The 25,576-nt window shown below is 48.9% G+C and carries 28 protein-coding genes and 1 pseudogene; 9 read left to right on the top strand and 20 right to left on the bottom strand.

Going from position 1 to position 25,576, the window contains the following annotated elements; translation table 11 throughout:
* Positions 1 to 3: 3 nt before the first annotated feature.
* Complete coding sequence (locus ACW5W8_RS18760) at positions 4 to 858, bottom strand: EAL domain-containing protein (RefSeq protein WP_498629485.1); 855 nt, start codon at positions 856 to 858, stop codon at positions 4 to 6.
* 237 nt (positions 859 to 1,095) lie between these two features.
* Between ACW5W8_RS18760 and ACW5W8_RS18755 the strand changes: the two genes are divergently transcribed.
* Positions 1,096 to 2,022: a LysR substrate-binding domain-containing protein gene (locus ACW5W8_RS18755; protein ID WP_498629483.1), complete on the top strand. Its 927-nt coding sequence runs from the start codon at positions 1,096 to 1,098 to the stop codon at positions 2,020 to 2,022.
* A gap of 197 nt (positions 2,023 to 2,219) precedes the next feature.
* Here the strand turns inward: ACW5W8_RS18755 and ACW5W8_RS18750 are convergent, their stop codons facing one another.
* From ACW5W8_RS18750 to ACW5W8_RS18740, 3 genes are read right to left on the bottom strand one after another with little or no spacing between them, the layout of a single operon-like run.
* Positions 2,220 to 2,918 carry a TIGR02642 family protein gene (locus ACW5W8_RS18750; RefSeq protein ID WP_498629481.1) on the bottom strand — a complete coding sequence of 233 codons (699 nt, stop codon included), beginning with the start codon at positions 2,916 to 2,918 and terminating at the stop codon, positions 2,220 to 2,222.
* 45 nt (positions 2,919 to 2,963) lie between these two features.
* Complete coding sequence (locus ACW5W8_RS18745; protein ID WP_498629479.1) at positions 2,964 to 3,293, bottom strand: nuclease domain-containing protein; 330 nt, start codon at positions 3,291 to 3,293, stop codon at positions 2,964 to 2,966.
* Positions 3,293 to 3,883: a DUF1367 family protein gene (locus ACW5W8_RS18740; protein WP_498629477.1), complete on the bottom strand. Its 591-nt coding sequence runs from the start codon at positions 3,881 to 3,883 to the stop codon at positions 3,293 to 3,295. The genes ACW5W8_RS18745 and ACW5W8_RS18740 overlap by 1 nt, the downstream gene beginning before the upstream one ends.
* A gap of 315 nt (positions 3,884 to 4,198) precedes the next feature.
* Between ACW5W8_RS18740 and ACW5W8_RS18735 the strand changes: the two genes are divergently transcribed.
* Entirely contained in the window at positions 4,199 to 5,017 is an 819-nt protein-coding gene (locus tag ACW5W8_RS18735; RefSeq protein WP_498629475.1) for a hypothetical protein, read from the top strand.
* Positions 5,018 to 5,303: 286 nt separating this feature from the next.
* Here the strand turns inward: ACW5W8_RS18735 and ACW5W8_RS18730 are convergent, their stop codons facing one another.
* Entirely contained in the window at positions 5,304 to 5,492 is a 189-nt protein-coding gene (locus tag ACW5W8_RS18730; RefSeq protein WP_208736227.1) for a hypothetical protein, read from the bottom strand.
* 368 nt (positions 5,493 to 5,860) lie between these two features.
* On the opposite strand from ACW5W8_RS18730, the gene ACW5W8_RS18725 reads away from it, so the two are divergent.
* Positions 5,861 to 6,487 carry a heme-binding beta-barrel domain-containing protein gene (locus ACW5W8_RS18725; RefSeq protein ID WP_498629472.1) on the top strand — a complete coding sequence of 209 codons (627 nt, stop codon included), beginning with the start codon at positions 5,861 to 5,863 and terminating at the stop codon, positions 6,485 to 6,487.
* Positions 6,488 to 6,541: 54 nt separating this feature from the next.
* On the opposite strand, the gene ACW5W8_RS18720 is transcribed toward ACW5W8_RS18725, so the two are convergent.
* The gene (locus tag ACW5W8_RS18720; RefSeq protein WP_445980939.1) at positions 6,542 to 6,994 is read right to left on the bottom strand and encodes a DUF6979 family protein; all 453 of its coding nucleotides are present in this window, start codon (positions 6,992 to 6,994) and stop codon (positions 6,542 to 6,544) included.
* A gap of 275 nt (positions 6,995 to 7,269) precedes the next feature.
* On the opposite strand from ACW5W8_RS18720, the gene ACW5W8_RS18715 reads away from it, so the two are divergent.
* A protein-coding gene (locus ACW5W8_RS18715) for an IS3 family transposase (protein WP_439962726.1) occupies positions 7,270 to 8,432 on the top strand; the annotation gives its coding sequence in 2 pieces (ribosomal slippage) (positions 7,270 to 7,525 and positions 7,525 to 8,432; 1,164 coding nt in all).
* 198 nt (positions 8,433 to 8,630) lie between these two features.
* On the opposite strand, the gene ACW5W8_RS18710 is transcribed toward ACW5W8_RS18715, so the two are convergent.
* The 3 genes from ACW5W8_RS18710 to ACW5W8_RS18700 all read right to left on the bottom strand — a co-directional run bounded on the left by ACW5W8_RS18710 (position 8,631) and on the right by ACW5W8_RS18700 (position 10,527).
* On the bottom strand, positions 8,631 to 8,831 hold the full coding sequence (locus ACW5W8_RS18710; protein WP_498629469.1) for a hypothetical protein: 201 nt from the start codon (positions 8,829 to 8,831) through the stop codon (positions 8,631 to 8,633).
* Positions 8,832 to 8,896: 65 nt separating this feature from the next.
* Positions 8,897 to 9,391, bottom strand: a complete 495-nt coding sequence (locus ACW5W8_RS18705) for a DUF4411 family protein (RefSeq protein WP_498629467.1) — start codon at positions 9,389 to 9,391, stop codon at positions 8,897 to 8,899.
* The gene (locus ACW5W8_RS18700) at positions 9,388 to 10,527 is read right to left on the bottom strand and encodes a helix-turn-helix domain-containing protein (RefSeq protein ID WP_498629465.1); all 1,140 of its coding nucleotides are present in this window, start codon (positions 10,525 to 10,527) and stop codon (positions 9,388 to 9,390) included. The genes ACW5W8_RS18705 and ACW5W8_RS18700 overlap by 4 nt, the downstream gene beginning before the upstream one ends.
* A gap of 335 nt (positions 10,528 to 10,862) precedes the next feature.
* Between ACW5W8_RS18700 and ACW5W8_RS18695 the strand changes: the two genes are divergently transcribed.
* The gene (locus ACW5W8_RS18695) at positions 10,863 to 11,702 is read left to right on the top strand and encodes a substrate-binding periplasmic protein (protein ID WP_498629463.1); all 840 of its coding nucleotides are present in this window, start codon (positions 10,863 to 10,865) and stop codon (positions 11,700 to 11,702) included.
* 95 nt (positions 11,703 to 11,797) lie between these two features.
* Here the strand turns inward: ACW5W8_RS18695 and ACW5W8_RS18690 are convergent, their stop codons facing one another.
* The gene (locus ACW5W8_RS18690; RefSeq protein ID WP_498629462.1) at positions 11,798 to 12,574 is read right to left on the bottom strand and encodes an SDR family NAD(P)-dependent oxidoreductase; all 777 of its coding nucleotides are present in this window, start codon (positions 12,572 to 12,574) and stop codon (positions 11,798 to 11,800) included.
* A gap of 55 nt (positions 12,575 to 12,629) precedes the next feature.
* Between ACW5W8_RS18690 and ACW5W8_RS18685 the strand changes: the two genes are divergently transcribed.
* Entirely contained in the window at positions 12,630 to 13,637 is a 1,008-nt protein-coding gene (locus ACW5W8_RS18685) for a LysR substrate-binding domain-containing protein (RefSeq protein ID WP_498629460.1), read from the top strand.
* A 517-nt stretch (positions 13,638 to 14,154) separates the two neighbouring features.
* Here ACW5W8_RS18685 and ACW5W8_RS18680 read toward each other — a convergent pair.
* The 4 genes from ACW5W8_RS18680 to ACW5W8_RS18665 form a co-directional block, all read right to left on the bottom strand.
* Positions 14,155 to 14,952: a DoxX family membrane protein gene (locus tag ACW5W8_RS18680; RefSeq protein ID WP_498629458.1), complete on the bottom strand. Its 798-nt coding sequence runs from the start codon at positions 14,950 to 14,952 to the stop codon at positions 14,155 to 14,157.
* A 29-nt stretch (positions 14,953 to 14,981) separates the two neighbouring features.
* Positions 14,982 to 15,518, bottom strand: coding sequence for a YbhB/YbcL family Raf kinase inhibitor-like protein (locus ACW5W8_RS18675; protein ID WP_498629456.1), 537 nt, complete (start codon positions 15,516 to 15,518; stop codon positions 14,982 to 14,984).
* A gap of 122 nt (positions 15,519 to 15,640) precedes the next feature.
* Positions 15,641 to 16,126 (bottom strand): Atu1372/SO_1960 family protein, encoded by a 486-nt coding sequence (locus ACW5W8_RS18670; protein WP_498629454.1) that lies wholly within the window; start codon positions 16,124 to 16,126, stop codon positions 15,641 to 15,643.
* A gap of 75 nt (positions 16,127 to 16,201) precedes the next feature.
* A complete protein-coding gene (locus tag ACW5W8_RS18665) occupies positions 16,202 to 16,657 on the bottom strand; it encodes a VOC family protein (protein WP_498629452.1) in 456 nt (151 codons plus the stop codon).
* Positions 16,658 to 17,364: 707 nt separating this feature from the next.
* On the opposite strand from ACW5W8_RS18665, the gene ACW5W8_RS18660 reads away from it, so the two are divergent.
* Complete coding sequence (locus ACW5W8_RS18660; protein WP_498629450.1) at positions 17,365 to 18,207, top strand: patatin-like phospholipase family protein; 843 nt, start codon at positions 17,365 to 17,367, stop codon at positions 18,205 to 18,207.
* Between the two features lie 232 nt (positions 18,208 to 18,439).
* A pseudogene (locus tag ACW5W8_RS18655) lies at positions 18,440 to 19,097 on the top strand (IS3 family transposase); the annotation flags it as partial.
* A gap of 125 nt (positions 19,098 to 19,222) precedes the next feature.
* Here ACW5W8_RS18655 and ACW5W8_RS18650 read toward each other — a convergent pair.
* From ACW5W8_RS18650 to ACW5W8_RS18625, 6 genes are all read right to left on the bottom strand, one after another.
* Positions 19,223 to 20,377, bottom strand: coding sequence for an AGE family epimerase/isomerase (locus tag ACW5W8_RS18650; protein ID WP_498629448.1), 1,155 nt, complete (start codon positions 20,375 to 20,377; stop codon positions 19,223 to 19,225).
* A 74-nt stretch (positions 20,378 to 20,451) separates the two neighbouring features.
* Positions 20,452 to 21,300 (bottom strand): PTS system mannose/fructose/sorbose family transporter subunit IID, encoded by an 849-nt coding sequence (locus ACW5W8_RS18645; RefSeq protein ID WP_498629446.1) that lies wholly within the window; start codon positions 21,298 to 21,300, stop codon positions 20,452 to 20,454.
* On the bottom strand, positions 21,300 to 22,103 hold the full coding sequence (locus ACW5W8_RS18640) for a PTS mannose/fructose/sorbose/N-acetylgalactosamine transporter subunit IIC (protein WP_498629445.1): 804 nt from the start codon (positions 22,101 to 22,103) through the stop codon (positions 21,300 to 21,302). The genes ACW5W8_RS18645 and ACW5W8_RS18640 overlap by 1 nt, the downstream gene beginning before the upstream one ends.
* Before the next feature lie 15 nt (positions 22,104 to 22,118).
* A complete protein-coding gene (locus tag ACW5W8_RS18635) occupies positions 22,119 to 22,616 on the bottom strand; it encodes a PTS sugar transporter subunit IIB (protein WP_421278487.1) in 498 nt (165 codons plus the stop codon).
* A 6-nt stretch (positions 22,617 to 22,622) separates the two neighbouring features.
* Positions 22,623 to 23,054, bottom strand: a complete 432-nt coding sequence (locus tag ACW5W8_RS18630) for a PTS sugar transporter subunit IIA (protein WP_498629443.1) — start codon at positions 23,052 to 23,054, stop codon at positions 22,623 to 22,625.
* Between the two features lie 5 nt (positions 23,055 to 23,059).
* Positions 23,060 to 24,826, bottom strand: a complete 1,767-nt coding sequence (locus tag ACW5W8_RS18625) for a class I mannose-6-phosphate isomerase (protein WP_498629441.1) — start codon at positions 24,824 to 24,826, stop codon at positions 23,060 to 23,062.
* 212 nt (positions 24,827 to 25,038) lie between these two features.
* Between ACW5W8_RS18625 and ACW5W8_RS18620 the strand changes: the two genes are divergently transcribed.
* Positions 25,039 to 25,576 (top strand): LacI family DNA-binding transcriptional regulator (locus ACW5W8_RS18620; protein WP_498629439.1); only part of this gene is annotated, 538 nt, incomplete at its 3' end.

Raw genomic sequence — 25,576 nt, 5'->3', positions numbered from 1 at the left:
ATTTCACAGTGAATGCAAGTCCATTAGTTTAACAGTCCTAGGTCTAGAATAATAAAACCCCTGTACTGCCCAACACCCTGTGGAAAGGACAATCTCATTTTGTCTCTTCGTTTCAACTTTCCCAACTATTGTTTTAAGATTATACTTTTCCTGAAAGAGCAACAATGAATCCTTGAAGCTATTAATTTCATTTTGTAATAATGGTGGTGTATCAAGCTTCACACAACAAAATATCCCACTTGAAATATAACGTTCTCGCCAATCCCCACCACGCCATGCAAAATTATCTAAAACTAGATTGACGCCGTGCTCATGCAATCGGATCAGTGTACTTATAGGGATGTTGTTAGAAACAAATGGCCGATGACTAATCTCAATATATAAATTAATACCATATGAACCAAAAATTGTCGCAAAGTATACCAATGCCTCATCTAGTGCATATAAAATGCGTGACTCCACTTTTAAAAATAAGTCTGTCGCTCGCTCCTTACGCGCATTGATAAGTGCATCGCTCAGTTGTAATAATGTAAGCTCAATGAGTGATATCGCATCACAGGAATTATAAAAATTAACTGGGGATATATCATTCTGAGGTCTGTAGAATAACTCCAATAGACGTTCGCTTTCTAAGTCACCCTCCTCCAATTGAGAAAATGATGAAAAACCATCTAACTGAGCTCTCAGTGACGTTGCTGTAAATAGCTCTTGTACAACAGGTTTGAAGGAGTTGATGATAGTAGGGTTGAACAAACCTTTGCGTTTTTCATTAAATGACTCAACCCGTTCAATGCCAATCATTCGATAGGGCTGAAGATCGACCCCTTTCCCTCTCAGTGCAGCAATCAGGCCAGACATACCGTATCCCTCCCACATCATCTGGTCAGCATGAAAACTTAAAATACTGTGATCCAGAACAGATCTAAATTAAGAAGCTAAAAGTTGCAATAAATATACACCATGCCTTTTTACACAGCTAATCGCCGGCTGTCACCAAAAAAAATATATATGCTGACATAACGATTCTCGTATGTCAGTTATGTAGGAAAAATGGAATAATATAACTTTAACTACAGCTAATCAGCGTAAGGTAAAATGAAAAGAATCTCATCTTTAAAAATAAAATCTCTGATTATAGCCAAGACCGTTGATGACTTGCAGAGTATGAGTGCTGCGGCAGCTAAGTTTAACTCACATCAGCCATATGTAAGCAAAATAATAAGCGATCTTGAGAGGTCTCTTGGCTTTAAAGTTTTCAACAGAGATAATAGTGGTGTAACTACAACCACGGTAGGCCGTACATTTATAAAGAAAATAGATGCAATATTAGATGCATATGGTGATTTATATGAATTTATAGACAGCTATAAATCGTCATCTTGTGGCGATGTTTATATCTACGGTGATAACATCGCTTTGAACTTCGTCGCTAGTAAAATATCTCCATGCTTCAGCACACTGAACAATGACATCAGCATCAAACTTATTGCGACATTAGGTGAGTATCAGCCAGATCACAATGACGAATGGGACTTAATTATGTCTTCTACACTCCCCAAGGATGACTCTGTCATTGTCAGAGAAATAGCTGAAATCGGCTACAATTGTTTTGGATCGCCCAACTTATTCAACTCTTTTCTGGGTGACCTGAGTAGTTTGGATAAATTACCATGCATTATATGGAATGATAATGCTCTCTATCCCAAAAAATGTAACCAGTGGAGCTTCACCATCAACGGTGAACATGTCAGAATAAATGTAAAAAGCAAGCTAAGTTGCAACAACATGTCCAGTGCTATTGAAATGGCTATAAATGGGCTAGGCATCGTATATGCGCCATATTATACAGTGCAAGACTATATTGAGTCAGAAAGATTAATCCCATTGTTTGACTACAAATTTAACTTTTATCAAAAAATATATCTAATCTATCGACGTCGAGAAAGCCAGCCATTTGTAGTAAACCAGGTTATAAACCATATCGCAGATTATATTCAGAGTGAACTGCCATTAAACTGCTAGCATATTTCAGCAGTTTTCCATTATCAGCACAATGACATGTTTATAGAGACAGTTTCATCATTAAAAATAAAGGCCGTGCATCAGCGTTCTAGCCCCCCTTCTGTAAGACTAAATAGCTATGTGTCACAGGCTTTGGCATCATCAACTTCCTAGCCTTAGCCTGCCCTCATTTGGAATATTGAGTAATATATTCACACTCATGTTGCCTGCATCTCGCACACCTGCCGGTCCATGAGCCTGGCCAGGTCAGACGCTTGGTGGATCGCCTCATCCACCAAGCGTTCAACTGATTGTTGTACTGTCTCCCCGAATCGACGGGAAACCAGAGTGATGTCAGGAGCCACCCGCCCAGTTCCATGACACTTATGACACTCCCCACCAATACGCTGACGCCGACCGGTTCCGGCACAGTACGGACAGCGCCCAATTTGCAGGATCTCATCCGCACAGCGATCCTGGGCTGCACTCAATATCCCGTTACGCTCATCCAGCAGGCGCTGATACTCATGGTCATTACCTTGACGGTGCGCCCGCTTGGCCTTCTCCATCACCACAGCTGCCCGGCGGCGCTCTTTGTCATAGTAAGGATGGGACAACACCAGGCGTTCCAGCTGTTCTGGCAGTGGGCGTCTCAGCAAGATAGCCAGAGCCATCGCGCCCACTTCGTCGCTACCAAGATTGGTGCTGAAGTGGGCCAGCAACCCTTCAATAGCTTGCGGGTCTACCAGGTGATCGGCCATAAGATACTGCAGGCCCAGTGGATTATCCTTAGCTGCCATGTGTAGGGCACCAATCAATTCATCCCGCCTCAGGGCGTTGAAGTTACCGCTGATTGGCTCATGGAGTGCCCCCTTCGGTGAGAACAGTCGCAATGCCATTTCGAGTGAGTAGCTCATGAGTTGGTCCTCGTGTGGTCTTGGTCCTGATTAAAAGCAAATGGCTCATGCAGCGCCTTTGACGCTGATTAGCCCCCGCACAACCCAGCTGTGCAACTGGCGGGTAAACGCGGAATAAATCACCTCCTCTCGCTCCCCAGGTTCCCAGTCATAAAAAAGTCGGCCATCGATAGCATCATGGCAGGCAGAGCATGCCTCAACCGCCACTAGGTCATCCCCCTTCAGGGCCATGCCGTGTGGGGTACTCGGCAGGTGAGCCAGAACGGTAGTGTCGGTGCCACCCATACAGACACCGGGCAGTTGAAGCTTGCAGAGCTGGCCTCGGGCGTCATCACGGAGCGCCTGAGAACGGATCGGGCTCGTCTCAAATCTCATCAGGCAAATCCCATTAGTTGAGTGACAGCCTCCTCAGCCTCAACTTCAGAGCTGAACTGCAAGCTGAGGACATAGCGCCAGCAAACGCCGAAGACAGCGCGATAGAGATCTGCAAATTCCTCCTGCCCCATCTTGGCGAAGCTAATGCTCTTGGCTTCCTTCCGTATGCCCCCATCCGGCAGTATCACGATGGTGTAGTAGCCGGCCTCGACAGTAAGCCATTTACGCATCACCTCGAATGACTTCTCGGCCTGGGGGCCATGGCGCTCTACTCGGAGGCTGGCAAGTTGGTCAATGAACTCTTCTTTGGCTTGGTCTAAGGTATGGGTGGCACCGAAGCGTGAGAGGTAACGAACAAAGCGGTCTAAGATCCCCTGTTCTGCTGGCGAGACTAAGCCGCCAGTTGGCTCCCAGTAGTCGAAGGTCAGATTGAGTAAGGCAAAGAATCTGCGGTGGAAGGCGGGATTACGGCGTCCCCTACCCTGAGCCTGGATAGTGGTACCAATAGGCATCAACCGAATAACTTCTGCATCTGCCGGGGTGGATGGAACCAAAACCCCGCCAGACATCCTCAGCAAGGTCAGATCCACATCACCTCCGGTGACTGATAAACACAGGGGACCTATTGGCAATACAGGAATTTCCACAGGAGCAAACTGCGGATAGATCTCGGATGTGTAGCTTGGTCATGGTCTGGGTCCTGAGTGGTCATACAAAGCCGGGTGGTCTAAGTCCAGCAGGACCATGTTAAGGCGAAATAACGAGCAATGTCACGCCTTAGGAGATAAACCTCATTTGAATCTTTTTTGTGGAGGTTTATAATACCCCAGACATTAAAATAAGATACATGCTGGTATAAATCTTATTGCAATGAAATTGCATCATTAAGAAAGCGAGGATGACAAATGTGCAAGCTATTCCTTAAGAAAAATAAAATTTATTTTGAAATTACTTCAAGCCTTTTGCTTGGGATAATGGCTATATTGGTTTCATACCAATCAAATAAGATAGCCAAATCTCAACTTACAGTCGCTGAGTCCCAGCTGCAAGTCGATCGAGCTCAATTAGAGGTCGCTAATCATGCGATACAATTGCAAGAGCAAGAACAACTTCCTGATGTGAAGGCAAAAATCAGAACAGTTATAGATGAAAATGGCGACGTATCTGACAGTGTTGAAATATTAAATACAGGAAAGGATTTATATGATCTTAATAGTTCCATAGTCGCTTTTCTTTCTGTGAGGGAACTTCAAGTTATTAATAGCAACAAACCACCCAAGCAAGTGCCTCATTTGATTAACGCTTTTATTCCAATAGATAACTACCCAGAGAGTTTTACTATAGTTGAAGATCCAAACAATGGAAAGATGAGTACCATTCAAATTAAAAGTACTAGAAAACTAGATCAGACCTTCGAAGAATTTAAAACCACACACGAAACAAAATCTCGTTCAGTTGTTAGTTTCATAGAGAAATACATATATATTTCTTACAAAGATAAATTTGGATTAAAACATTCAAAATATTATCAGTTTGGCCCTGGTGGAGATTCAATCCAAATGGATAACACGAGTGGAGAAGATATATTTAAAATGCATCAATTTGGCATTAAAAACCAAAGATATATCGATATGGAAAACATCGATAAAAATACATTAGACAGACTTTGGGTAGATTATGGAAGAGATGTTGTAACCGGCAATAGCATCTACAATAACTCCTAAGGTAACAATAAACCTTAAAGGTGATTATTAAAATAAGGCACCGAGTAAATACTTTGGAGCCTCAGAGAAGACAGAGATGGAACAAATGTTAGAACTATAAAGCATTAGCATCCCCCTCAACGTTGGAACATTCAACGGTAAACAATGCGAGTATCTGGCTTATCACAGAACCGAAGTTTATAGATCTGACCCAAGCGCGCAGCAAAAATCTGTCTGGCATAAACTTCAATGCAGATGAAAAAAGGGAGGCCTGAGCCTCCCTTTGCTTACTTCACTACCACCAAACTTATTTGGTTGCCGGCGCTACTTTAACTGCCGGGGCCTTGGCATGATGCTTGGTTTGATGATGCTGCTTTTTGACAACCTTGGTTTGGACCGCTTGCGGTGCCGCAGCCTTGGCCGGGGTAGCCGCCATGGTGAAACCAGAGGTCAGGGCGAAAACTGCAGCTACTGCCAGGGGGATGATCTTTTTCATGGTCTCAATCCTTATTGGGTGATGGAGCTGTTCTCCATGACTTCATCCTACGACTGGGCTCAGCAAACTTCCGTGTGTAGTTGGTGACGGTTTGTATCCGAATGTACGTTCCCAAAACAATTATTAATTAAGGCTTCGAATCTCCAGTAGTCAAAATCAAAATTTGATCTAGATTCACATTAGTGTTTTTTAAATCTGGAAATGAAAGCTGACTCAGATCAAAGCTGGTTTTTATTCATAGTAAAAAACAAACCTCGACTCACAAAATCAAACATGGCCACCAATATCATATTGACCCTGCTCCCTCACATTTTTAAATTCAGGGCGCTGAAAACAATAATAACAGTGACCTCTGATGGGAGTTATATATGAGTAAGTTAGTAATTCCAGCTATTTTACTGGCCAGTTCAACTCTGGCTTACGCAGACTCAGACACAATGATAAACGGCCTGGATTTTGGCCCCCTCGCCCAGTTGGCAGGAACATGGAAAAGCACTGATACAGGTGGTGTAGATGTTGCGCCAGGGCAGGAAGGAAGCAAGGTAGGCAAAGGTGGCCCTGCTGTAGAGCCATTCTATGAAACGATTACCTTCGAACCTGCGGCAGATGCGAAGAATGCCAGTGAGCAGTACCTTGTAGCGATGTACTACAAGCAGGAGGTATTCAGAAAAAGGGATAATGGAAAATTCCACGATCAACGTGGCTACCTTATCTATGACAAGAAAAATCAAGTTGTCTATAACTCATACTGCATTCCTCGTGCAGTTTGTGTTGTGACCGAAGGCAACGCTGGCAACAAGATTGACTTCAAAACAGGGAAGCGTGGCATTGCTGAAAGCACCTATATGACAGCCAATGACACGACGACAGACTTTACATTAACGCTCGACTTCTCAGAAAAAGACAAACTCAAGTACAACCAAACCACTAGCTTGCAGGTCTATGGCAAGCCATTTGCCCACTCTGATAGTGGCTCACTCACCAGAGTAAAATAGTATGACAGACCAAGGTGATCAGCACCTTGGTCTTTTTACTCTACGAAATGACGATTACAGCAAGTCAGCCCTAAGCTCCAGCTCATCACTCGCCCAATGGGTATTCAGTACATTTGCGTACCATAGTGTCAGAACGACATCCATCTGATTGTTGTGCTTCAGTGTGGCTGCAGCATCACAAGCACTAATGACCTCTTGCCATAAATCATCAGGATTAATCGGTGTAGTTTTATCTTTAGAGGAAAGGATATCAAGAGCTGTGGTGACATACAGCTTAGTCTTTGCGGCTGCATTATAATAGATTGGCATGACACAGCTAATCGCACTTAAACTGCATAGGGTCAGAAATGTAACCTTAGGGTTGTTTTTGAACTTTTTAACGCCTAAGTCTTCTCCGAATGCTTCGAACATCGCCATATCCCAGGCACTGACATGGTCATAATTATTCTGCACCATCAAGTGTACTGCTCGCAATGCAGCACCACCGTATTTCCCATATATAATCATAAGCCCCCCCGATTTTCCCCTATGATAAATTACATCCATAGAGACCGGGCTGTATAAATTCCTATTGCGATTATCTAATTACTCTATTGCTGGTATGGAGGTCATTAACAGAAACGTTAATTGATTTAGATCAAGTTCATGAGCAACTAAATATAGATATACCAGCTCAGTACCCGACTCAAATATATGTTACCAAGCAAGCACTCATGTAGTGGTCTAATCATCCCGGACACCATTTTAGGTGGTACAGTCGCCACCATGACCTGAGGTGTTCAATGACAAGATTACGTCGCTCATTTACAGCCGAATTCAAACTCGAAGCCGCATCCCTGGTGCTCGACCAGGGATATTCTGTCCCTGAAGCCAGCCGTTCACTGGATGTCGGTGAAACCGTGCTCCGTCGCTGGGTTCAGCAACTGCAATCCGAACGAACTGGCACAACCCCAATCGGCAAAGCACTGACTCCGGAGCAGCAGAAAATTCAGGAGCTGGAAGCCCGCATCAACCGGCTCGAACGTGAAAAGGACATTCTAAAAAAGGCTACTGCTCTCTTGATGGCGGACGAGTTCACACGTACGCGCTGATAGACCGATTAAGGGAGCAAGCCCCCATCACTCTGGTCTGCTGCGCCTTCGATGTTCCCACCTCCTGTTTTTACGATTATCTGGCTCGCAGGCGGACGATTAACCGTGAACGTATGCAACAGCGCTGTGAGTTGCGCCGTTTGTTCAAAGAAAGCCGGAACTCAGCGGGCAGCCGCGCTTTGATGTCGATGATGCGAGAGTTGGGGTATCAGATTGGCCGATTCAAAGTACGTAACCTGATGAAGGAGGCCGGGTTGGCATCCAAACAGCCGGGCGTACACCGTTATAAGGTGGCACGGTCAGAACGACCGGACATTCCCAATCTGCTGGCCCGCGAATTTGATGTCCAGCAACCCAATCAGGTGTGGTGTGGCGATATCACCTACGTCTGGGCAGGTGGCCGTTGGCATTACCTGGCAGCGGTGCTTGACCTGCATACCCGGCGGGTTGTGGGCTGGGCGATGTCAGATAAACCAGATGCCGAGCTGGCCATCAAAGCACTGGAGATGGCCTATCAGCAGCGGGGTTGCCCATCCGGTGTGCTATTTCACTCTGACCAGGGCAGCCAATATGGTAGCCGGGCATTTCGGCAACGAGTGTGGCGCTATCGCATGACCCAGAGCATGAGTCGGCGTGGCAACTGCTGGGATAACGCCCCGATGGAACGGTTGTTCAGAAGCCTGAAGTCAGAGTGGCTCCCGGCTATGGGATATATGAGCTTGCGAGAGGCGAAACGAGATATCAGTTATTACCTGATGGATTACTACAACTGGCGGCGTCCACATCACCACAATGACGGGATACCGCCAGCAAAAGCCGAGGTTCGGCCTAACCAAGTGTCCGGATTTAGTTGACCACTACATCAAGCCGCCAAGACAACGGCTCTCTCGATCACCTGGGCATTCTCGCCACAAGCTCTTTGAGCCTGCCCACGATCTTCTCATCTTTCTTGGCTGGGATAGCCCGAGGATGAGTTGGCTTAATTGCCTTGGCCGGCTTAGGCGGCCCCATAGGCACCTTGGCGATTTTTATCACCCGAACCATCACCATTGTCATTGCTGCCCATCGCTGATAATGCACTTCTCCCGCTTGAACTCGGCGGTGATCCGAGGATGGGTAATGAGCTTACGGATGAGCCGCCCAGCAACAGTTAGTGATACGTGAAACTGGTCACACAACTGCAGGCTGGTGATGAACCGATCTTGTTGCCGCGCCCAGGCAGCCGCTTTTTCAAAGAGTTCATCTGGAGACATCCATATCCTCCGCGGTTGGTGCGATTAAATCGTGTAGCACTCACCAAGTTGCATGCGAACTCGGATCAACTCTCAAGAATAAATCGAGCCTTGACCTCACGGAGCAACGCATACGTGTTGATGCATGGCACATGAAAGGCTCTGCAGATGTTGGGGATTTTGACTTTGCGTGAGGAGAGATCCACGAGCCCTTCGTTCGTCACCACTATGGCGCTCAGGCTCATTGCCTTGGCGATTAACCACGGATCGGCTTTAGCCAGAAATTGGTCCCGATTAGCGGGGTTGTAGTGGCTTGTGCCCGCCACTGTTTGCACGATTTTCGCAAAGTTGGCTTGAGTCACAACATCAGTATCATCGACAAAATGGTGTTGTCTGGTTGCCACCCACGCAGCCAACTCATCATCACCATCCTTTAACTCGCGGCCTACCATACCGACGCTCCCCACGACCCCCTGTTGAAACTGTAAATCCAGCCAGTCCCAATATGCTGGGCAGAAGTCCATCTGGTAGTAAAGGTTTTTTGCTTGAATATACGTGTTTGCGTCAAGCAGATATTTCACCCAAGCTCCCTAGCAAATTGGGCAATCTTGCCAGGTTTTATTCCACCGAGTAGATGGCTGGCATCTCTTAACAACAACTGACCGCTGAGTGCTTCACTCACAACTGCCCTAGAGAACAGATGGCTTATTTGCGAATTTTTGACTTTGTAGTAATCCGGACCGCTGCCCTTTTTCGGGCGTTCTTTGTATTCACGACGCAGTTTCTGCACGTACTCAACATATTCATCATGGCTGATGTAACCAAGGGTCTGGGCACGGCGAGCCAATACCCAGGTACTGACATGGAAATGTGCTTCCAGCTCGGCCAGGTTATCCTGCCATTCCTCATACTCTTCACGCCACATTTGACGGAATTCAGAGGCTGGCACAAGAAACTCCGCAGCGACAGCATTGCAGAGGGTTTCTTCTTGGCGATGGTTGGCAACCCCGCCATCGGAGATACCGGACTGGCCAATCCAGATGTGGCAAAGCTCATGGATGAGCGTGAACAACCGGGCGCCTGGCGCATCGGCATCGTTGACGAACAGCAACGGTGCGTAGCTATCTACCATCGCGAAGCCTCTGAACTCATCAACAGACAAAGGACGGGTGTGATGGCCCACGTCACTTTGGCGCATCACTAAAATGCCGCAAGCTTCGATTCGACGAACCAGATCCCGGTAGTAGGTTTCCCAACTCCCTCTGGTGGGATGTTCAGGCACACCGAGCTTTGCCCTCATATCTTTGACAATCTTTTGGGCATCGGACCGGGCATTGAAGCGGCCCAAGATGGGATTAGGCTCAGCTATCTGGAGCCTGAGATGGTCACGGAACCATTCCTGGCGAAGCTGCATCAGCTTGATGACCTCAACCAGAGCAGCACTGGGGCGTCCGACCCCTTTGCTATCGACGGTTCTGAGGTCAGGGATAGGCAGTTCATCGACAGGGGGCTGCAGAAGAAACAGATAGCCAAAGGGGACATGCGCCTTCACGGCAAAGTCCATGGCTTGTTTGAACGTCATGGGGCGCTTGCCTTCTTCCCACTCTTGCAGACGTTCTTCAGACACGCCGCACTTCTTGGCAAATTCAGGCATAGAAAGGCCGGAGCGCTCCCGCGCCCATGTCAGCATCTGTATGTTGATATTTGCTGTCGTCATCGTTCTACAACCTTGCCCCACCCATGACAGTCATTGTAATGGCCATCGCGTTGAGCGTATAGCGTTCAGGTATCAAATGTGGGATGAGTCTCAGATTGAGCGCGTTATCTCTCCCCTACCCCACCACTCGCTGACCATCTCCCTCGTTATTTCTTCCTTGTAGCAAATAGGTATATAATCGCCTACTAGGCCAGAAGCTGATCCAATTCCGCTTCCGGCCTCATATGAGGTCGAGCTGTGAGGTGTTGACTGGTAACCATAACAAAAAATCTTTAAACAAAAATAATAAGGATGTAGATTCCATCTTGGAATAGATCATGCCAAGGAGTGGCGACATGAGTAAAAAAAATCACTGGAACATATTCTATCTCTTATTCATTATATTTTTCAGTCTATCAATTAGAGCAACAACTTCTAACTGTAGTGAAATTATTATCAGTGGAAATCCTGAATACCCCCCATATTTATGGCGAGATAAAACAAATCCACAATTATTAAATGGTGTATTTCGTTATATTTTAGATGACATTGCGTCACAAACTGGAAGGAAGATAAAAGTTATCTATAGTGGCCCTTGGGGACGTGTGCAAAAAAATGCATTCTTAGGTCAAATAGATATGATCGCGGGAGTATTTTACAAAGCTGAACGTGCTAAGTACATGGATTACTTGAAACCGGGGATACATTTCACTGGCCCTGCAATCATTGTCAATAAAAAGAAAAGCAAAAACTATGCAAAATGGGAAGACTTAATTTCTGAACGTGGAATAACGGTTATCAACAACAGTTTTGGAGAGGTTTTTGACAACTATGCTCGTGCACACTTAAACATACATATTGTACCAACAATTGGACAGGCTCTAAGAATGCTTGAAGCAAATAGGGTTGATTACCTAGTATATGAGTATAATGCAGCCAATATATATATGAACCAACTTGGGATAACTACACTAAAGGCAAGCCCTATCATGATTCCTAAGGCTGAACTCTACTTAACTATATCCAAAGAGTCAGCTTGCAATACAGAACAAATTAGGAATATGTTTGAACAGGTGTTGATCAACGCCCAAAACAACCGCGATAAAAAAATGGAGCAATATCTTGCAAGAGCCGAACGTGAAATGAACGAAACACAGGCACTATTAAACCAGTCAAATATTGAGCTTAATAAGTAACCAGAATCATCATGACAACATCACACACTAATAATCTGCTCATGTTACTTGAAAAATTACCGCATATATCCTAAATACATGCGGTAAACTCAGCATCAGGCGTTACGACCAGCCATCACACCACCGTCGATATCCCAGATAGCGCCAGTTACCCAACCACTTTTTCCAGACAGCAGGAACACCACAGTTTCGGCAATATCCACAGATGTCCCTACACGGCCAATCGGGTGGAAACTGTCGAAGCTCTTCATCACATCTTTTACGTCGTCTTTTGGTATAAACCCTTCGTAAATAGGCGTATGAACTACAGCCGGAGAGACTGCATTAACACGGATCCCTTTATTGCCCAGCTCTATAGCCAGATTTTTCGTCAATGCATGCAAACCAGCCTTGGCCATTGAGTAAGCTGAAGATGGAGTGGCCACAATCGCTTGCTGGGCCCACATTGAGCCGATATTCACGATAGATCCCTGAATGCCCTCCTTTATCATGTTGCGCACAACATCACGAGTAATAAAGAAGGCGGACCGGTTAATATTCATGTAAGTGTCGTAATCAGCGACTTCATGCTCAATAAATGACTTTGGAAAGAACACCCCTGCCGCATTCACCAAAAAGTGGATGTCTTTGTGCTGAGCATTGATGATGTTGATCACATGCAGCATCCCTTCTTCACTCTTCAGGTCAGCGACAATAACGGAAACTTGGTCATCAGACGCGAGAACCTGCTGTGCAAGTTCTGCTTTATCTTTGCGATTGCCGACCAGTACAACCCGACCACCATTTTGTAGTACCAGCTTTGCTGTCTCAAATCCCATACCGCTAGTACCACCCACCACTAACAGTTTTTTGCCTGCAAAAGATGCTTTCATCACTAATCCTCCAAAATCATGAGTTTACAGATGACAAGAGGCATACCCTCATCAAGTGACGTTAGAATGCCATCCTCATGATCAGCTGACGAATCAGAAGAAATTGCCCAATGAGAAAGAAAAACTATCTGGTGATGGTATATTGGTTGACAGTATGAAACCGAGAAACGAGCCGATGCGATCCCTGAACCGCCTGAAATGGTTACATGCATTTGAAGCAACAGCCCGCCATGGGAGCTTTACCCGCGCGGCGCAAGAGTTGGGGGTGACACCTGCTGCAGTGGGCCAACTCGTTCGGGCATTGGAAAGCTGGGTCGGACACCCCTTGCTGCATCGCTCACCTTCAGGCAAAGAACGTCTCTCTCTAGTTGATGATGCCCAAGAGGCGCTGCAAGACATCACTATCGGGCTCGATAAACTAGATATGGGATTGAAGAAACTTCGGAGTCGCAAATCACGCTCCGTGGTCACGGTAACGGCATCTCAGGTGTTGGTGATGCACTGGTTTATGGAACGACTTAATCGCTTCGCTGCAGCTCACGAAGGCATCGACCTTCGCCTGAACGTGACTGAAAAATTGATGGATGTCTCACACAGTGAGGCGGATGTTGGAATCCGATGTGGTCAGGGGGACTGGCCAAGTGTAAACAAAACATGGCTGATGAACGAGGAAGCCGTGCTGGTCTGCAGCCCACGTCTTGTTCCACCAGAAAAGACATCCTGCGGTGAATGGCTAGCCACGCAAAAACTGGTCTACGATGATACACCGCATCCCGGTGCAGACTTCCCTTCGTGGAAGGATGTGCTTGAAGCAGTCCATGCGCCAAAAGCTAGAGAGAGTAGCCTGCACATCAACTCCACATCCGCCGTTATTCTGTCCGCATTGAGTGGCCAGGGCGTAGCGTTGGTTCGTCACACGTTGGTTAAGCAACTCATTTCAACCGGGCAACTGATCCAACTTCATCCTGATCATCGCTGGCCCCTGGATGGTCTTACTACATCGTCACCCCTCAGCAGTCAGCAATTCGTCCGGAAGTGCAAATATTCCATGACTGGCTGGTAAGAGATACTATCGAAAATGATAACTAACTAGCTATTTTTAAAAGAAATATCTTTCTCATATCGCCTCTACACGTGATATAGTTCTCTGTTGTCTCTGTTGTCTCTGTTGTCTCTGTTGTCTCTGTTGTCTCTGTTGTCTCTGTTGTCTCTGTTGTCTCTGTTGTCTCTGTTGTCTCTGTTTATTATGGTCTTACCGCCTGCAAGCCTCTAAATAACCGATCCTAATAGTGCCACAACCGTTCGATGTGATTAACCGCTTTGATTTTGAATGTTTCTGGATAACACATCCAATAGTTGCCTCATTTTAGGCTGTAAGGTGTCTAGGGAACTGGGGGCGATTCAGTCCCCTCCCCCCAGAACGACAAAGCCCGCACGAGGCGGGCCAGAAATGAAAAAGGTCGGGGTCACGGGAACTCTGGCCATCTTTAGGAGTTACTAAAGCTGAGCGAGTGTGGATTCAACCGCCACAACTAATGCTTTGGCTCGTTTCCAATATCAGCCAACCATCATCCTCGGTATTAAAATCCTGTGGCTTTGCCGATGGGCTCGCCAAAACGTTGTGACAACCGCCATTCTTTATCCAGTGATAACGCACCACCACTGCGAGGCAGCATGAAGGGAATTGTCACCATAAAGAAATAAAACGGCACTTCCCATCCGCCGCCGGGCATCATCCACGTGTACCCCACCCCAAAATGCCCGCTCATTACTTCTGCAGCAATCAGATAGAGTGCAGCAGCTAAAGCGCCAAATCGGGATAGTACACCTAGCCCCAAAGAGATCGCGGCAGTCAGTTCCACTAATCCGCCAAAAATAATCATATTGACGGCAAACTGCTCACTCAGCATGGTACCAAAAGTATTAGGCCCAACCACCGTTTGGAAAAAACCTACCAATCCCGCATCATGATTGGAAACAAACAATTTTTCCGTACAGTGAGTCAGCCAGTTAAAACCGATGAACATGCGAATAAAAGAGAGCACCATCGACTGTGACCCATACTTTTGATACCCCTCATGCAGGATAAAAATTAGCTGTAGCAACAATGGGAAATATGTTAGTGCCGTCCACCAACCAACCTGTGACCAGTCATGTTGATCTGCGTTTCTGACCACAATAGTTGTAAAAAAAGTGGTAAATAGAAACCAAACAACATTGTTTCGTCGAAAGAACAGTGCGGACAGAGGGATCAAAATTGAGAATAACAACATGCAGATTGTTGACCAAGCACCATCAAACTGATTTATGTAAGTCAAAACAGATACAAATGATATCATACCTGTCAAGACCACTAGCCAGTGCATCTTGTCTTTCATAAGTTATCCTTATCTATATAAAACAGTTACTAACTACGAGACACCCGTAGATTAAGAGAAGCTTTTGAAATTGTATGCTTATTAATGAAATATCCAGTTAGCGGGGCAGTCGTATCGGCGGGAGCTTCCAGCTTATCTGTATCCAACGCATGTACTGTATAGCTATAGGTATGTACTTCACCGACTGGAGGACAAGGCCCTAAATACTGTTTCTTACCCGTGTCATTTGCTTTCACAACCATACCAGAAGGAGAGTTAGATCCAACTAGCGTGTTTACATTTTGTGGGATATTGATAGCTATCCAGTGCCAGAAACCACTGCCAGTATCTGCATCCTTATCATAAAATGTTATGGCATAGCTTTTGGTTCCAGCTGGCGGATTGATCCATGAAAGGGTTGGTTGCAAGTTATCACCTGTACAACCAAAATCATTTGCAAGAAACTTAACCTGTATGTTTTCCCCTTCCTTAACATCTTGGCTAGACAGATTAAAATCTGCAGCAGAAACCCCAACACTGATTAAAGGAAGACATAAAAACAAAACACTCTTTGATTTAAAAGCCATATATTCCCTCATTTTTATAAAAACGTAGTTTTAGAGCCAAAATGGCAACTTCAAAAATTCACATTGAAATTATTTAATCTGCTTGCGATCATCACTTTAAATAGATGTTCTCATTGTTATTTTCAACATGAAGGTTCTTTGCATACTTCCGCAAAAATATAAACAAGACAGACGCTGTTCATTGGCATCACTGGATTAGTCCAAATCATCCTTGTGTGCCGACCGCACTCAGAGAAAATGGGATTAATTACATCAGATGCCCCATCTAACGCTTTAGGATGAAAATCAACACCTTCAGCTACATTGAGCACGCCCTCTATTCGAAATATTCGAGAAACCTTAGAGAGGTCATCGACAGCTGATTTAAGTTGAGATATAGCGTTTAATGCAGCAAGACGGCAGGCATCATAACCTTGTTCTAAGTTAATCTCCTTGCCTAATTGACCTCTATATTTCAGTTCTCCATCTATCCATGGGAATTGCCCTGATGTCATAAACGTATTCCCAACCATACACCATGGTTCATAATGACCCAACGCTGGAGCCGTCATTGGTAATTTCAACCCTAACTCTTTAATACGGTCTTCTGGTGTAATGACAACATCCATATTTATACTCCACCGTGGGCTATATAAATCAGAAAAATAAACAATGCATTCCTAATTACTTAAATTAATTTTTTATCATGAGATAAACATCATCTCTGGCATGGCCTCCCCCATTACTCTATCTTCAGGAGAGAATGGAAAAATCAACTCAATAGTTACCCCATTAGGGTCTTCAAGGAACAGTTGATGTTCAAATATTTCAGGGATAATTCTTTCACGAAATGACTCACCGATAGAAATTAGGTGATCTTGCATTTCTGATAAATTAGTACATTGAAGAGATATATGGTCGACACAGCCAGAACCTTCTGCAATTTTTTTTTGGCCTAAGTAGATATCCATATGTTGATTAGGCTCAACAAAAGACACTATATGTAAGATAGGTTTTCCCCCTGCATACATCCACACACCTGGAAACAAGAATGCTGGACGCGGGCCAATAGCCATCCCTATTACTTTGGAGTAAAAATCTGCAGTTTCATTAACAAGTGTAGTACGAATTGTAAAATGGTTTAGCCCTTGTATGTTCACATTTCCTCCTGAAATATGATGGTGGAGTTTTATCTACACCGATAACAATAGACAACACCGATCAACAACATCATCGATTTAATTGTTTTATGGAACCCTTTTGGGCTCTATCAATATAAGGTTTTATTCATGCGCCTGTACATTGATAATTTTGCATATCTCTCTTGTTAGAATGACAACAATCTACGCCTACCAACTATGACCTTCAATATCATTACCATCAGTGCGCTGTCTCTATGCGAGCCAAAGATTTCCATTTAAGTTTTTTGCGGCGTTCGCCATTGAACTAGTAATTCACGATTGTGAGCTAATGACTCATGCTGAACTTCATCCATGAAGCCAGAACCTATGACCTCACACGACTTGACTTGTTTGAGGCCTTCGCAAAAAACAAGGAAATGTGTATTGCAAATTCAACAATAAACAAATGTATAAAAAACATTTTTAAAAAAAATATAATGGAGTAAAAATGTACATAGATAATTATTAATATCACTCGATGAGATTGATTTTATGTCGCAAAAATCTGTTTATCGACAACGACATCAAAATTCATTTTGTATATTAATCGTAATGACAGCCATTAAAGTTGCAACTGTCAGGTCAACTTTAACTTTTGATAATTACATCCATGTAGAGCCATTAGGCAAGCATCTATTACTGAAGAACAGTTTTCATATAATTATCATTGTTGACGGAGTATTTTTATGTCTTATTCTCATACTTCAGCTTTGATTGTTGAGGGGGGAGCTATGCGTGGCATTTTTGCTAGTGGTGTGCTTGATGCCTTTGCTGAGAGTAACCATTATCCTTTTGACCTAGTTATCGGTGTATCAGCTGGGGCCACCAATCTTGTATCCTACCTAAGTGAACAACCGCATCGTAGTTATCGCATTATCACTGAGTTGGCATCTAGCTCACTCTTTTTTAATCCTTTGCGCTTTCTGAAAGGTGGAAATCTTCTAGATATTAACTGGCTATGGCAGGCCAGCCTATGCCACTTTCCCCTCGACGTTACGACTTTCGGCTCTCAGAACACGCTTTTCTATGCGGTAGCTACCGATGTCGATAGTGGTAAGGCTACCTATCTACCCGTTCGACCAGACAACATGGGTGAGACGCTAACAGCCAGTTGTGCCCTACCGGTTCTCCATCAGGAAACACCTTACGTTGATGGCCGCTCCATGGCCGATGGAGGAATCAGCGATTCAATCCCAGTCATTGAAGCCTATCGCCGCGGAGCACGTCGGATGACGGTGGTACTTTCTGAACCTTGGGGCTACCGCAAAAAGCCAATCCGTTTCAGCTGGATAGTTAAAGCACTGCTGAAAAACCAGTCGACACTAGTACAAGCCATGCTGGATCGACACATTGCTTACAATTCCGCTCTCGATTTCATTGCCAATCCTCCAACCGATTGTAAGATTGAGGTTATTGCACCACCCGTTAATTTTATGGTGACCCGCTTCACTCGCAATCTAATTAAGCTACAATCTGGTTATCTTCAGGGGTATTTTCTTGGGCATCAGAGTTTACGTCAGGCCTTATAAGTCAGGAAGCATATATCCGACCTAAAGAATGCAATGGAGTGTAATATTGTGGGAAATTATCATACCTATGGACCCATGTGTTGGTACTGACGGTTCAACGAGTGGGTTGCTAAAGATCCTATATATGAGCTCCGACACCTCTCCAGTAACAGAGCGGCAGCTCACCATAGATGATGATGTCATTCCATACTCATCTCCCTCAACGGCCTGTCTATGACCCGCACCAAGTCAGATGATGCGGGAACTGGGGTATCAGATTGGCCGATTCAAAGTACGTAACCTGATGAAGGAGGCTGGGCTGGCATCCAGGCAGCTGGGCGCACACCGTTATAAGGTGGCACAGTCTGAACGACCGGATATTCCCAATCCGCTGGCCCGTGAATTTGATGTTTCGCAACCCAATCAGGTGTGGTGTGGCGATATCACCTATGTCTGGGCCGATGCTCGTTGGCATTCGCAGTGCTCGACCTGCATACCCGGCGAGTCATAGGTTGGGCGATGTCTGACAAGCCTGATGCAGCGCTGGTAATCAAAGCACTGGAGATGGCCTATCAGCAGCGGGGTTGCCTATCGGGTGTGCAATTTCACTCTGACCAGGGCAGCCAATATGGCAGCCGAGCATTTCGGCAACGACTGTGGCGTTATCGCATCACCCAGAGCATGAGTCGTCGTGGTAATTGTTGGGATACGCCCCGAAGGAGCGACTGTTCCGGAGCTTGAAGTCAGAGTGGCTCCCGGTAACGGGATACATGAACCAACGGGAAGCGAAGCGGGATATCAGTTATTACCTGATGGATTACTACAACTGGCGGCGTCCACATCAACACAATGTCGGGATGCCGCCAGCAAACGCCGAAGATCGGCCTAACCAATTGTCCGGATTTAGTTGACCACTACACACCCGCTTGCAGCACCTGCAAGGCGCAGCGCAACGACAACCACCGCAAAGCACAAGAAGGGTCACACCGCGATCTGCAAGCACTCCCCGGCTGGGATTCTGACAACCTTCCATCCGCTACCCTCCCCCCGCAACCTGGGCCAGTTCACTAAACGCCACAAACAGATGATAAAACGTGCTGGCTGGCGCATGAGAGGTCAGCGGCTTTCCCTCGCTATCCACTTGGTCAATCCACTGTCCAGGCTTCGCGGGCAACAGGTAGTAGTGGAAGATCCGCGCAACCACCTCGCTGATCTGGCAGGCGGTAGCCTCATCCCCCTGTTGTTCATAAGCCGCCAAGAGCGCTTTCAAATGTTCGGTCTGGCACCAGAGCCGGCTGGTATCGCGATAGGGTTGCCCATCATCGGTCAGCTCATCGATCACCAGCCCGGTTTGCCCGTGCCCGTGGCGGATGGCAAAGCGGGTCAATATCCCGATCGCCTCGTCAATCTCGGTGCTGGTTGGCCGAATTTCCCAGCTGCGGGCAAGAGTCCGGTAGCGCGCCAGCAGCCAGCACCACTCGTAGTGATGGCCGGGGTCGATGAGACGGGAGTCGGCATGACGCGCCAGCAACTCGTCGTCGAAAAACTCGCGCAGTAACCCGGGTTCCAGAAAACGCTGACGAAACAGCCGATACAGCGCGGTTGCCCGCTGCTGCCATATCACATCATCAAAGCTGTCTGCCGCCACCAGCAGCGCCTCGAACAGATGCATATGGGGATTTTGGCTGCGCAGTGGGCCAGATGGCCAACTGGAGTGAAATCCGCCGTGCAGCGGGTCCGCAAAGAGTTGCTCAATGGCCTGATAGCGCGACTCGGCCTGTTGCTGCCAGCGTGGATCGCCACTCAGACGATAGAGCCAACACTCCGCCAGCAAGGCAAACGCGTATTCATAGCTGCAGATTGATGTGTCAGCAATCGAACCATCCCGGTTAATGGAGAAAACGCCATGCCCGGCCCCATCGTCAAAATGGGCCATACCGACCCGAGCAGCTTGCTCGGCAAGGGTGTGCCCGTCATACCACCCCAGCAGGGTGGCATGGCTGAACACATAGATCTGGCGGCTCTGTACCCGAAAACGGGTCGGCTGCCACATAGGCTGGCCAGCACTATCCAATCCCTCGGCAAACAGCCCACGCTCGGAGTCAACCCCCTGCGCGCCCCACCGGGGCAGCGCCTCGGAGACCAGCCAGCGATGGCAACGCTGCGCGGCCTCAGTCACCTCGATATGCATACATTACCTCTCGCAACAGCGATAAAAAGGGAGAGCCAGGCTCTCCCATTGTTGACCAAATGGCCTTGACCCCATCAGAACAGACCGATGGCGACCCCGACAAAGGCTAGCACCAGCAGCCCGAGCATCGCTTTGACCGGCGAGACGTTGCGCTTGGCCATCAGATACCAGGTCCCCAGCACCACCACCAGCGGCATCAGTTTGGGGAAGATGCCATCCAGCATGCTCTGCACCTGGATATTGACCCCGTCCGAGGTGACAAAATCGAGTCCGGTCGAGAGGTTGACATAACTGGCTGCCACCCCGCCCATCACAAAGACCCCTAGCAGGGAGAGCGCCTCGCGCAGCTTGGCCGACTCGGAACTGACCAGAGACTCCACCGAACCGGTGCCCAGCTTGTAGCCCTTCATAAACAATATGTAGGAGCCGGTAATGGCGATCGCGTTGAAACTGATGATGTAAAACAGCGGCCCCAACACACTCCCCCCTGCCGCCAGCGCCATACCGATACTGAGCAAAATGGGCACCAGCATACCGGGGATCATGGAATCACCGATGCCAGCGATGGGGCCCATCAGGCCGACCTTGAGGGTATTGATGGTCTCACCGTCAATCTTCTCGCCATTGGCCCGCTTCTCTTCAAGCCCGACCGCCAGCCCGTTGATAATGGCGCCGATCTGGGGCTCGGTATTGTAGAAGGAGGCGTGGCGCTTCATCGCTTCCATTCGTTCGGCTTTGCCGGGATAGAGTTTTCTCAGCGCCGGCATCATGCCGAGGCAGAATCCGAACGATTCGAGCCGCTCGAAACTCATTGAGGAGAGGTTGTACATCATCCACGAACGCCAGCAGGCGCGCAGATCCCGTGAGGTGAGAGCAACCGGCTTGTTGGCAGCCTGCCCCCCTGATTGCAGCTCTGTGTTCATCAGAATTCATCCTCGTCATCGGCAGGCACGGCACCGCGGGCAGCGACCACTTGCTTGGGTTCGGGTTTATAGCTGTAGTGAATGAGCGCCAGCAGGGCCCCAATCATCACCAGCCCCACCATGTTGAGCTTGAGAAAAACGATGCCGACAAACCCCACCAGGAAGTAGATCAGCATGCTGTTCTGCTTGATGATCTGCTTGAGCAGGATGGCAATGCCGACCGCAGGCAGAATGCCGCCCACCACCGTCATGGTGCGGATCACCAGCTCCGGCAGGCTGTTCATGAACCCTTCGATGTACTGGTTGCCAAAGTAGACGGCAATGAAGGTCGGCACGAAACGCAGCACAAAGTTGCAGGCCTGCGGGAAGATGGCGCTGTTTAGGTAAACCCCCTGTTCATCGCCCTGCTCCAGCGCCACATCGGCCCTGTGGTTCCAGTAGGAGTTGAACACCATCATGAAGTTGAAGAGGATGGTCCCGGCGATGCCGATGGTGGCGGCAATCGCCACGGCAACCGACGGCTCCTTGCCCGACATGATGCCCAGCGCAATGGCCGGAAAGGCGACGAAGTTGAGATCTGCCGGCATGGAACCGCCCGGCGTCACCATGGCGATATAGACCGCCTGCACCGCCACCCCGATCAGGATCCCGGTCTGAATATCCCCCAGAATGGCACCGACCAGCATGCCCGAAACCAGCGGGCGGGTAATGGTGTACCAGCCACCGGTCAAGCCCAGCAGCCAGGGGCTGCTGAGGGCACCGAGATAACAGAGTATCCCGATGAGTGTTGCTTCAAAAAACATGATGCCCTCCTCCCCTTATTTCAGCTTTTTCTGGGCATCTGCCCAGCTGTAGTGACTGGCATCCGGTACCAGTCGAAAATCGATCTCATGGCCCAGCGTTGTCAGGTAATCAAAGGCTGCGATCTCCTGCGCGGTCACCGATTGATTGGGCCCGATGGTTGTGGTGTGCTCTCTGGCACTCATGGGGCCGACGTTGATTTTGCCGTTGAGATTATCAAGGGAGATCCCGGCGGCGCAGAGGCGCTGCAGGGTGACCGGCGACTTGCCAATCACGAAGTAGCGTTTGTCACTGGCAATCACCTTGGGCAACTTGGCAATGGCGGTCGCCACATCAAACAGCCACACCTTGGTGTCCGACACGGCCCCCGTCATCACCTGAGAGAGCAGCGGATCGGCCGCCACCTCATCATCGATCGCGACGATGCCGTCACAAGGAAGCTCTCTGGCCCAGCGGGTCACCAGCTGACCGTGGATCACTCGGTCGTCAATCCGTACAAATGAAATGGCCATCATGCTCTCCTAGAAGTTGTCATCTTGCGGATTTGTCGCCGCCGGTGCGGCGATCACCATGGATTCCAGTGCCTGTGCCAGTAGCTGACGGGCAGCCTCGTGCACATCCGTTGCCGCCAGCCAGTCGGCGCTCATCAGCAACATGGGGAAGTTGACGCCGGTCACGACGGCAACCGGCTGTGGCCATGCGGGGTCAAATGCGAAGCGGCACGCCACGTTATAAGGTGTGCCACACTCCATGTCGCACAACACCAACACCCCGTCAGCCCCTGCGCCATGGCCGTGCAGCGTCTGTTCAAACTCGGCACGAAAGGCCTCGATACCCCCCTCTTCCGTGAGAGAGACGGTCGCCACGGCAGGCATCTCGCCGTAGACCATATTGGCGCTGGCCAGCAGGGCTGGCGCCAGTGAACCATGGGTTGCGATAAGGATCCTCAGCATCTCGGTTACCCCCTCACAAAGGCTTTGATGGTGGCAATGGTCTGCCCTTCACTCTCGCCACTCGGGCGGATGCGGTAACGGCCCACCGACGCCGGCACGATAAAGGTCTCGGCGTAGTGCACCACGAAGGGGGCGAAAGCGTTGTCCGGGCTCTCTACCGTTGCCTCCCGACCCTCTATCAGGTTGAGCACCTGCACGGTGCCGCCGGTATCGTGCTCTACCGGCACGCTGAACCAGTGGCGACGGGTCTCGATAAATTCCCGCTCGTGCAGACCGGTGCGCTCTTCACGCCACCCTTCCCCTTCGGCGATCGGCTCAATGCAATTGACCAGATTTCGCTCGGTCCAGTCGGTATCCCGATCCCACTGGATCACCTTGCTGCCATGCTCCAGATGGATGGGGCGCGGGATACCGTCGAGCCCAACCCGGCCCCAATCCCACAACTTGAAGGTGAAGATGTAGGGGGTGGCACTGATCTCGAGCACCATGGCCCCCGCCCCCGAGCAGTGCACAGTCCCGGCCGGGATCAAAAAGTGGTCATGCTTGCGGGCCGGGAAGCGGTTGATGAAGCGCTCGTCGTCGAAGGGCTTCTCGCCGCGCTGGGCGGCCGCCAGCTCCGTCAGCATCTCTTGCGGAACTGTGCCATTGCGAGTGCCGAGATAGACGCAGGCATCGGGAGCCGCATCGAGCATGTAGTAGCTCTCGTCCTGGGTGTAGTGCATGCCGAACTCCTGCTGGATGTATTCGGTCAGCGGATGCACCTGCAGACTGAGCGGCTGCCCCTCCACCGTATCGAGGAAATCGAAGCGGATGGGGAACTCGGCGCCAAAACGGGCGTGAACCCGCTCACCCAGCAGCGGCCTGGGCTCACAGAGCACCAGGTTTTGCGAAGGGATCTCGACCCGGACCGAACCAAACCGGAGATAGAGGCTGTTCTCCTCAGGCACACAGTCAAAACACCAGGCATAGTTGGCGGGTGCCGGGTAGAGATCACACACTTGCTTCATCCACTGACCGCCCCACACACCGGGGTCAAAGAAAGGGACGACGCGAAATGGCTGGCGCGCCGCCTGATGCAGTGCGGCATGCAGTGCCACTCCCGTCACCAGTGTCGGTTTGCCCTTGATATTGGTATCGAGCAAGAAGTCGATGGTCGGTAATTGCGCCACCTTGTGACGATCAAACACCCGCCACTCGATAAAGAAGGCGCGTTTGTAGCGGCGCAGAATGTCCTCATCCATGTTATCCGCACCCCAGTTGCCAATATCTTTACGGCGCAGACGCTGCTGGATCTCCCAGCGGGCCAGGTCGGCATAGACCCGCACATCCCCTTGCGTCACCAGTGAGGCGCCGCTGCCCATCACCACCACCAGCCCCTTGGTGATCTCTGCGACCTGCCGTTGCAGGTGGGCTAACGCCGCCGGGTCAAAAAATTCCACCATCTTGTGGGGGGCCATCACGCCAAATACCCGATCGTCGGTGATGAAGCGGTCAAGCATTTCCAGCACGGTGGGCTCGGGCAGACGCGCCTGTTCCACATCAATAAGCGTGTAGGGCCCAAGTTCCTCCAGCAGTTGAGTGCGCAGCTCAACCTGATCCACGCCGTGGTAGCAGTCGATCACCAGCACCACTTTCGCTCTGTCCTGCCCGTTCACTTTGGCCAGCAGGTGCCGGGCAATCGCGTCCCACCCCGCACAGGCGGCATCTTCATATCCGGCAACCGCAATCTCGGGATACTTGTCGTAATTGGATACATAACTCGAATGAATCATTGGCCTGCTCTCTTGCTGATATCCGCAAGAAAGATAAATCGATTAACCCGTTAACCCCAACCTGATAAACAAGATTAACCTCAAAGAATCGACTGTTCGCTCACCACTTGGTGGGTTATTTGTGACCAATAACTCACATTTATTAATGTCAAATCTGTCAGCAAGGTTAATCGATATATCCTTACTCTCATTACCACGACAGGAGACACCTCATGAGCAATGTGACCGTTGCCGATATTGCCCGCCATCTGGGGGTATCTACCGCTACCGTCTCCATGACCCTGCGCAACAAGGGACGGATTTCGGAACATACCCGCCAGCGGGTACTCAAGGCGATCGATGAGCTCGGCTATGTCTACAACCAGACCGCCGCCAATCTGCGCAACAAGAGCAGCAATCAGGTGGGGCTGCTGCTGCATGACATCACCAACCCCTTCTATGCGGAGATGACGGCGGGCCTCAGCCGGGAGATGGAACACCACGATCTGATGCTGTTTCTTGCCAACAGCGAGGAGTCAGCGGCAAGGCAGCAACAGTTTATGGACTCGCTGCAGCGCAACAGCGCCGCAGGCATGGTGATCTGCGCCGCCCAGCCTACCCCCCACAGCTTTTTCGAGAGCCTGCAACGGCGCCATATGCCCACCATTCTGGTGGTGCGGCCGGTGCCGGATGTGGCGATCGACTTCGTCGGCACCGACAACTTTCTCGGTTGCCAGCTGGCAACCGAGCATCTGATCCGCCTCGGCCACC

Source organism: Aeromonas aquatilis (genome assembly GCF_054052405.1).
Note: the sequence above shows the minus strand (reverse complement) of the source record. Positions and strands in the feature narration are given on the sequence as shown.

Coding starts and splice junctions, on each gene's coding strand:
- ACW5W8_RS18695 (WP_498629463.1), top strand. CDS start 10,863: ATGAGTAAAAAAAATCACTGGAACATATTCTATCTCTTATTCATTATA.
- ACW5W8_RS18720 (WP_445980939.1), bottom strand. CDS start 6,994: ATGATTATATATGGGAAATACGGTGGTGCTGCATTGCGAGCAGTACAC.
- ACW5W8_RS18660 (WP_498629450.1), top strand. CDS start 17,365: ATGTCTTATTCTCATACTTCAGCTTTGATTGTTGAGGGGGGAGCTATG.
- ACW5W8_RS18730 (WP_208736227.1), bottom strand. CDS start 5,492: ATGAAAAAGATCATCCCCCTGGCAGTAGCTGCAGTTTTCGCCCTGACC.
- ACW5W8_RS18625 (WP_498629441.1), bottom strand. CDS start 24,826: ATGATTCATTCGAGTTATGTATCCAATTACGACAAGTATCCCGAGATT.
- ACW5W8_RS18640 (WP_498629445.1), bottom strand. CDS start 22,103: ATGTTTTTTGAAGCAACACTCATCGGGATACTCTGTTATCTCGGTGCC.
- ACW5W8_RS18725 (WP_498629472.1), top strand. CDS start 5,861: ATGAGTAAGTTAGTAATTCCAGCTATTTTACTGGCCAGTTCAACTCTG.
- ACW5W8_RS18735 (WP_498629475.1), top strand. CDS start 4,199: ATGTGCAAGCTATTCCTTAAGAAAAATAAAATTTATTTTGAAATTACT.
- ACW5W8_RS18680 (WP_498629458.1), bottom strand. CDS start 14,952: ATGAAAGACAAGATGCACTGGCTAGTGGTCTTGACAGGTATGATATCA.
- ACW5W8_RS18635 (WP_421278487.1), bottom strand. CDS start 22,616: ATGATGGCCATTTCATTTGTACGGATTGACGACCGAGTGATCCACGGT.
- ACW5W8_RS18670 (WP_498629454.1), bottom strand. CDS start 16,126: ATGGATGTTGTCATTACACCAGAAGACCGTATTAAAGAGTTAGGGTTG.
- ACW5W8_RS18745 (WP_498629479.1), bottom strand. CDS start 3,293: ATGAGATTTGAGACGAGCCCGATCCGTTCTCAGGCGCTCCGTGATGAC.
- ACW5W8_RS18630 (WP_498629443.1), bottom strand. CDS start 23,054: ATGCTGAGGATCCTTATCGCAACCCATGGTTCACTGGCGCCAGCCCTG.
- ACW5W8_RS18645 (WP_498629446.1), bottom strand. CDS start 21,300: ATGAACACAGAGCTGCAATCAGGGGGGCAGGCTGCCAACAAGCCGGTT.
- ACW5W8_RS18650 (WP_498629448.1), bottom strand. CDS start 20,377: ATGCATATCGAGGTGACTGAGGCCGCGCAGCGTTGCCATCGCTGGCTG.
- ACW5W8_RS18755 (WP_498629483.1), top strand. CDS start 1,096: ATGAAAAGAATCTCATCTTTAAAAATAAAATCTCTGATTATAGCCAAG.
- ACW5W8_RS18760 (WP_498629485.1), bottom strand. CDS start 858: ATGTCTGGCCTGATTGCTGCACTGAGAGGGAAAGGGGTCGATCTTCAG.
- ACW5W8_RS18675 (WP_498629456.1), bottom strand. CDS start 15,518: ATGGCTTTTAAATCAAAGAGTGTTTTGTTTTTATGTCTTCCTTTAATC.
- ACW5W8_RS18710 (WP_498629469.1), bottom strand. CDS start 8,831: ATGTCTCCAGATGAACTCTTTGAAAAAGCGGCTGCCTGGGCGCGGCAA.
- ACW5W8_RS18690 (WP_498629462.1), bottom strand. CDS start 12,574: ATGAAAGCATCTTTTGCAGGCAAAAAACTGTTAGTGGTGGGTGGTACT.
- ACW5W8_RS18750 (WP_498629481.1), bottom strand. CDS start 2,918: ATGAGCTACTCACTCGAAATGGCATTGCGACTGTTCTCACCGAAGGGG.
- ACW5W8_RS18700 (WP_498629465.1), bottom strand. CDS start 10,527: ATGACGACAGCAAATATCAACATACAGATGCTGACATGGGCGCGGGAG.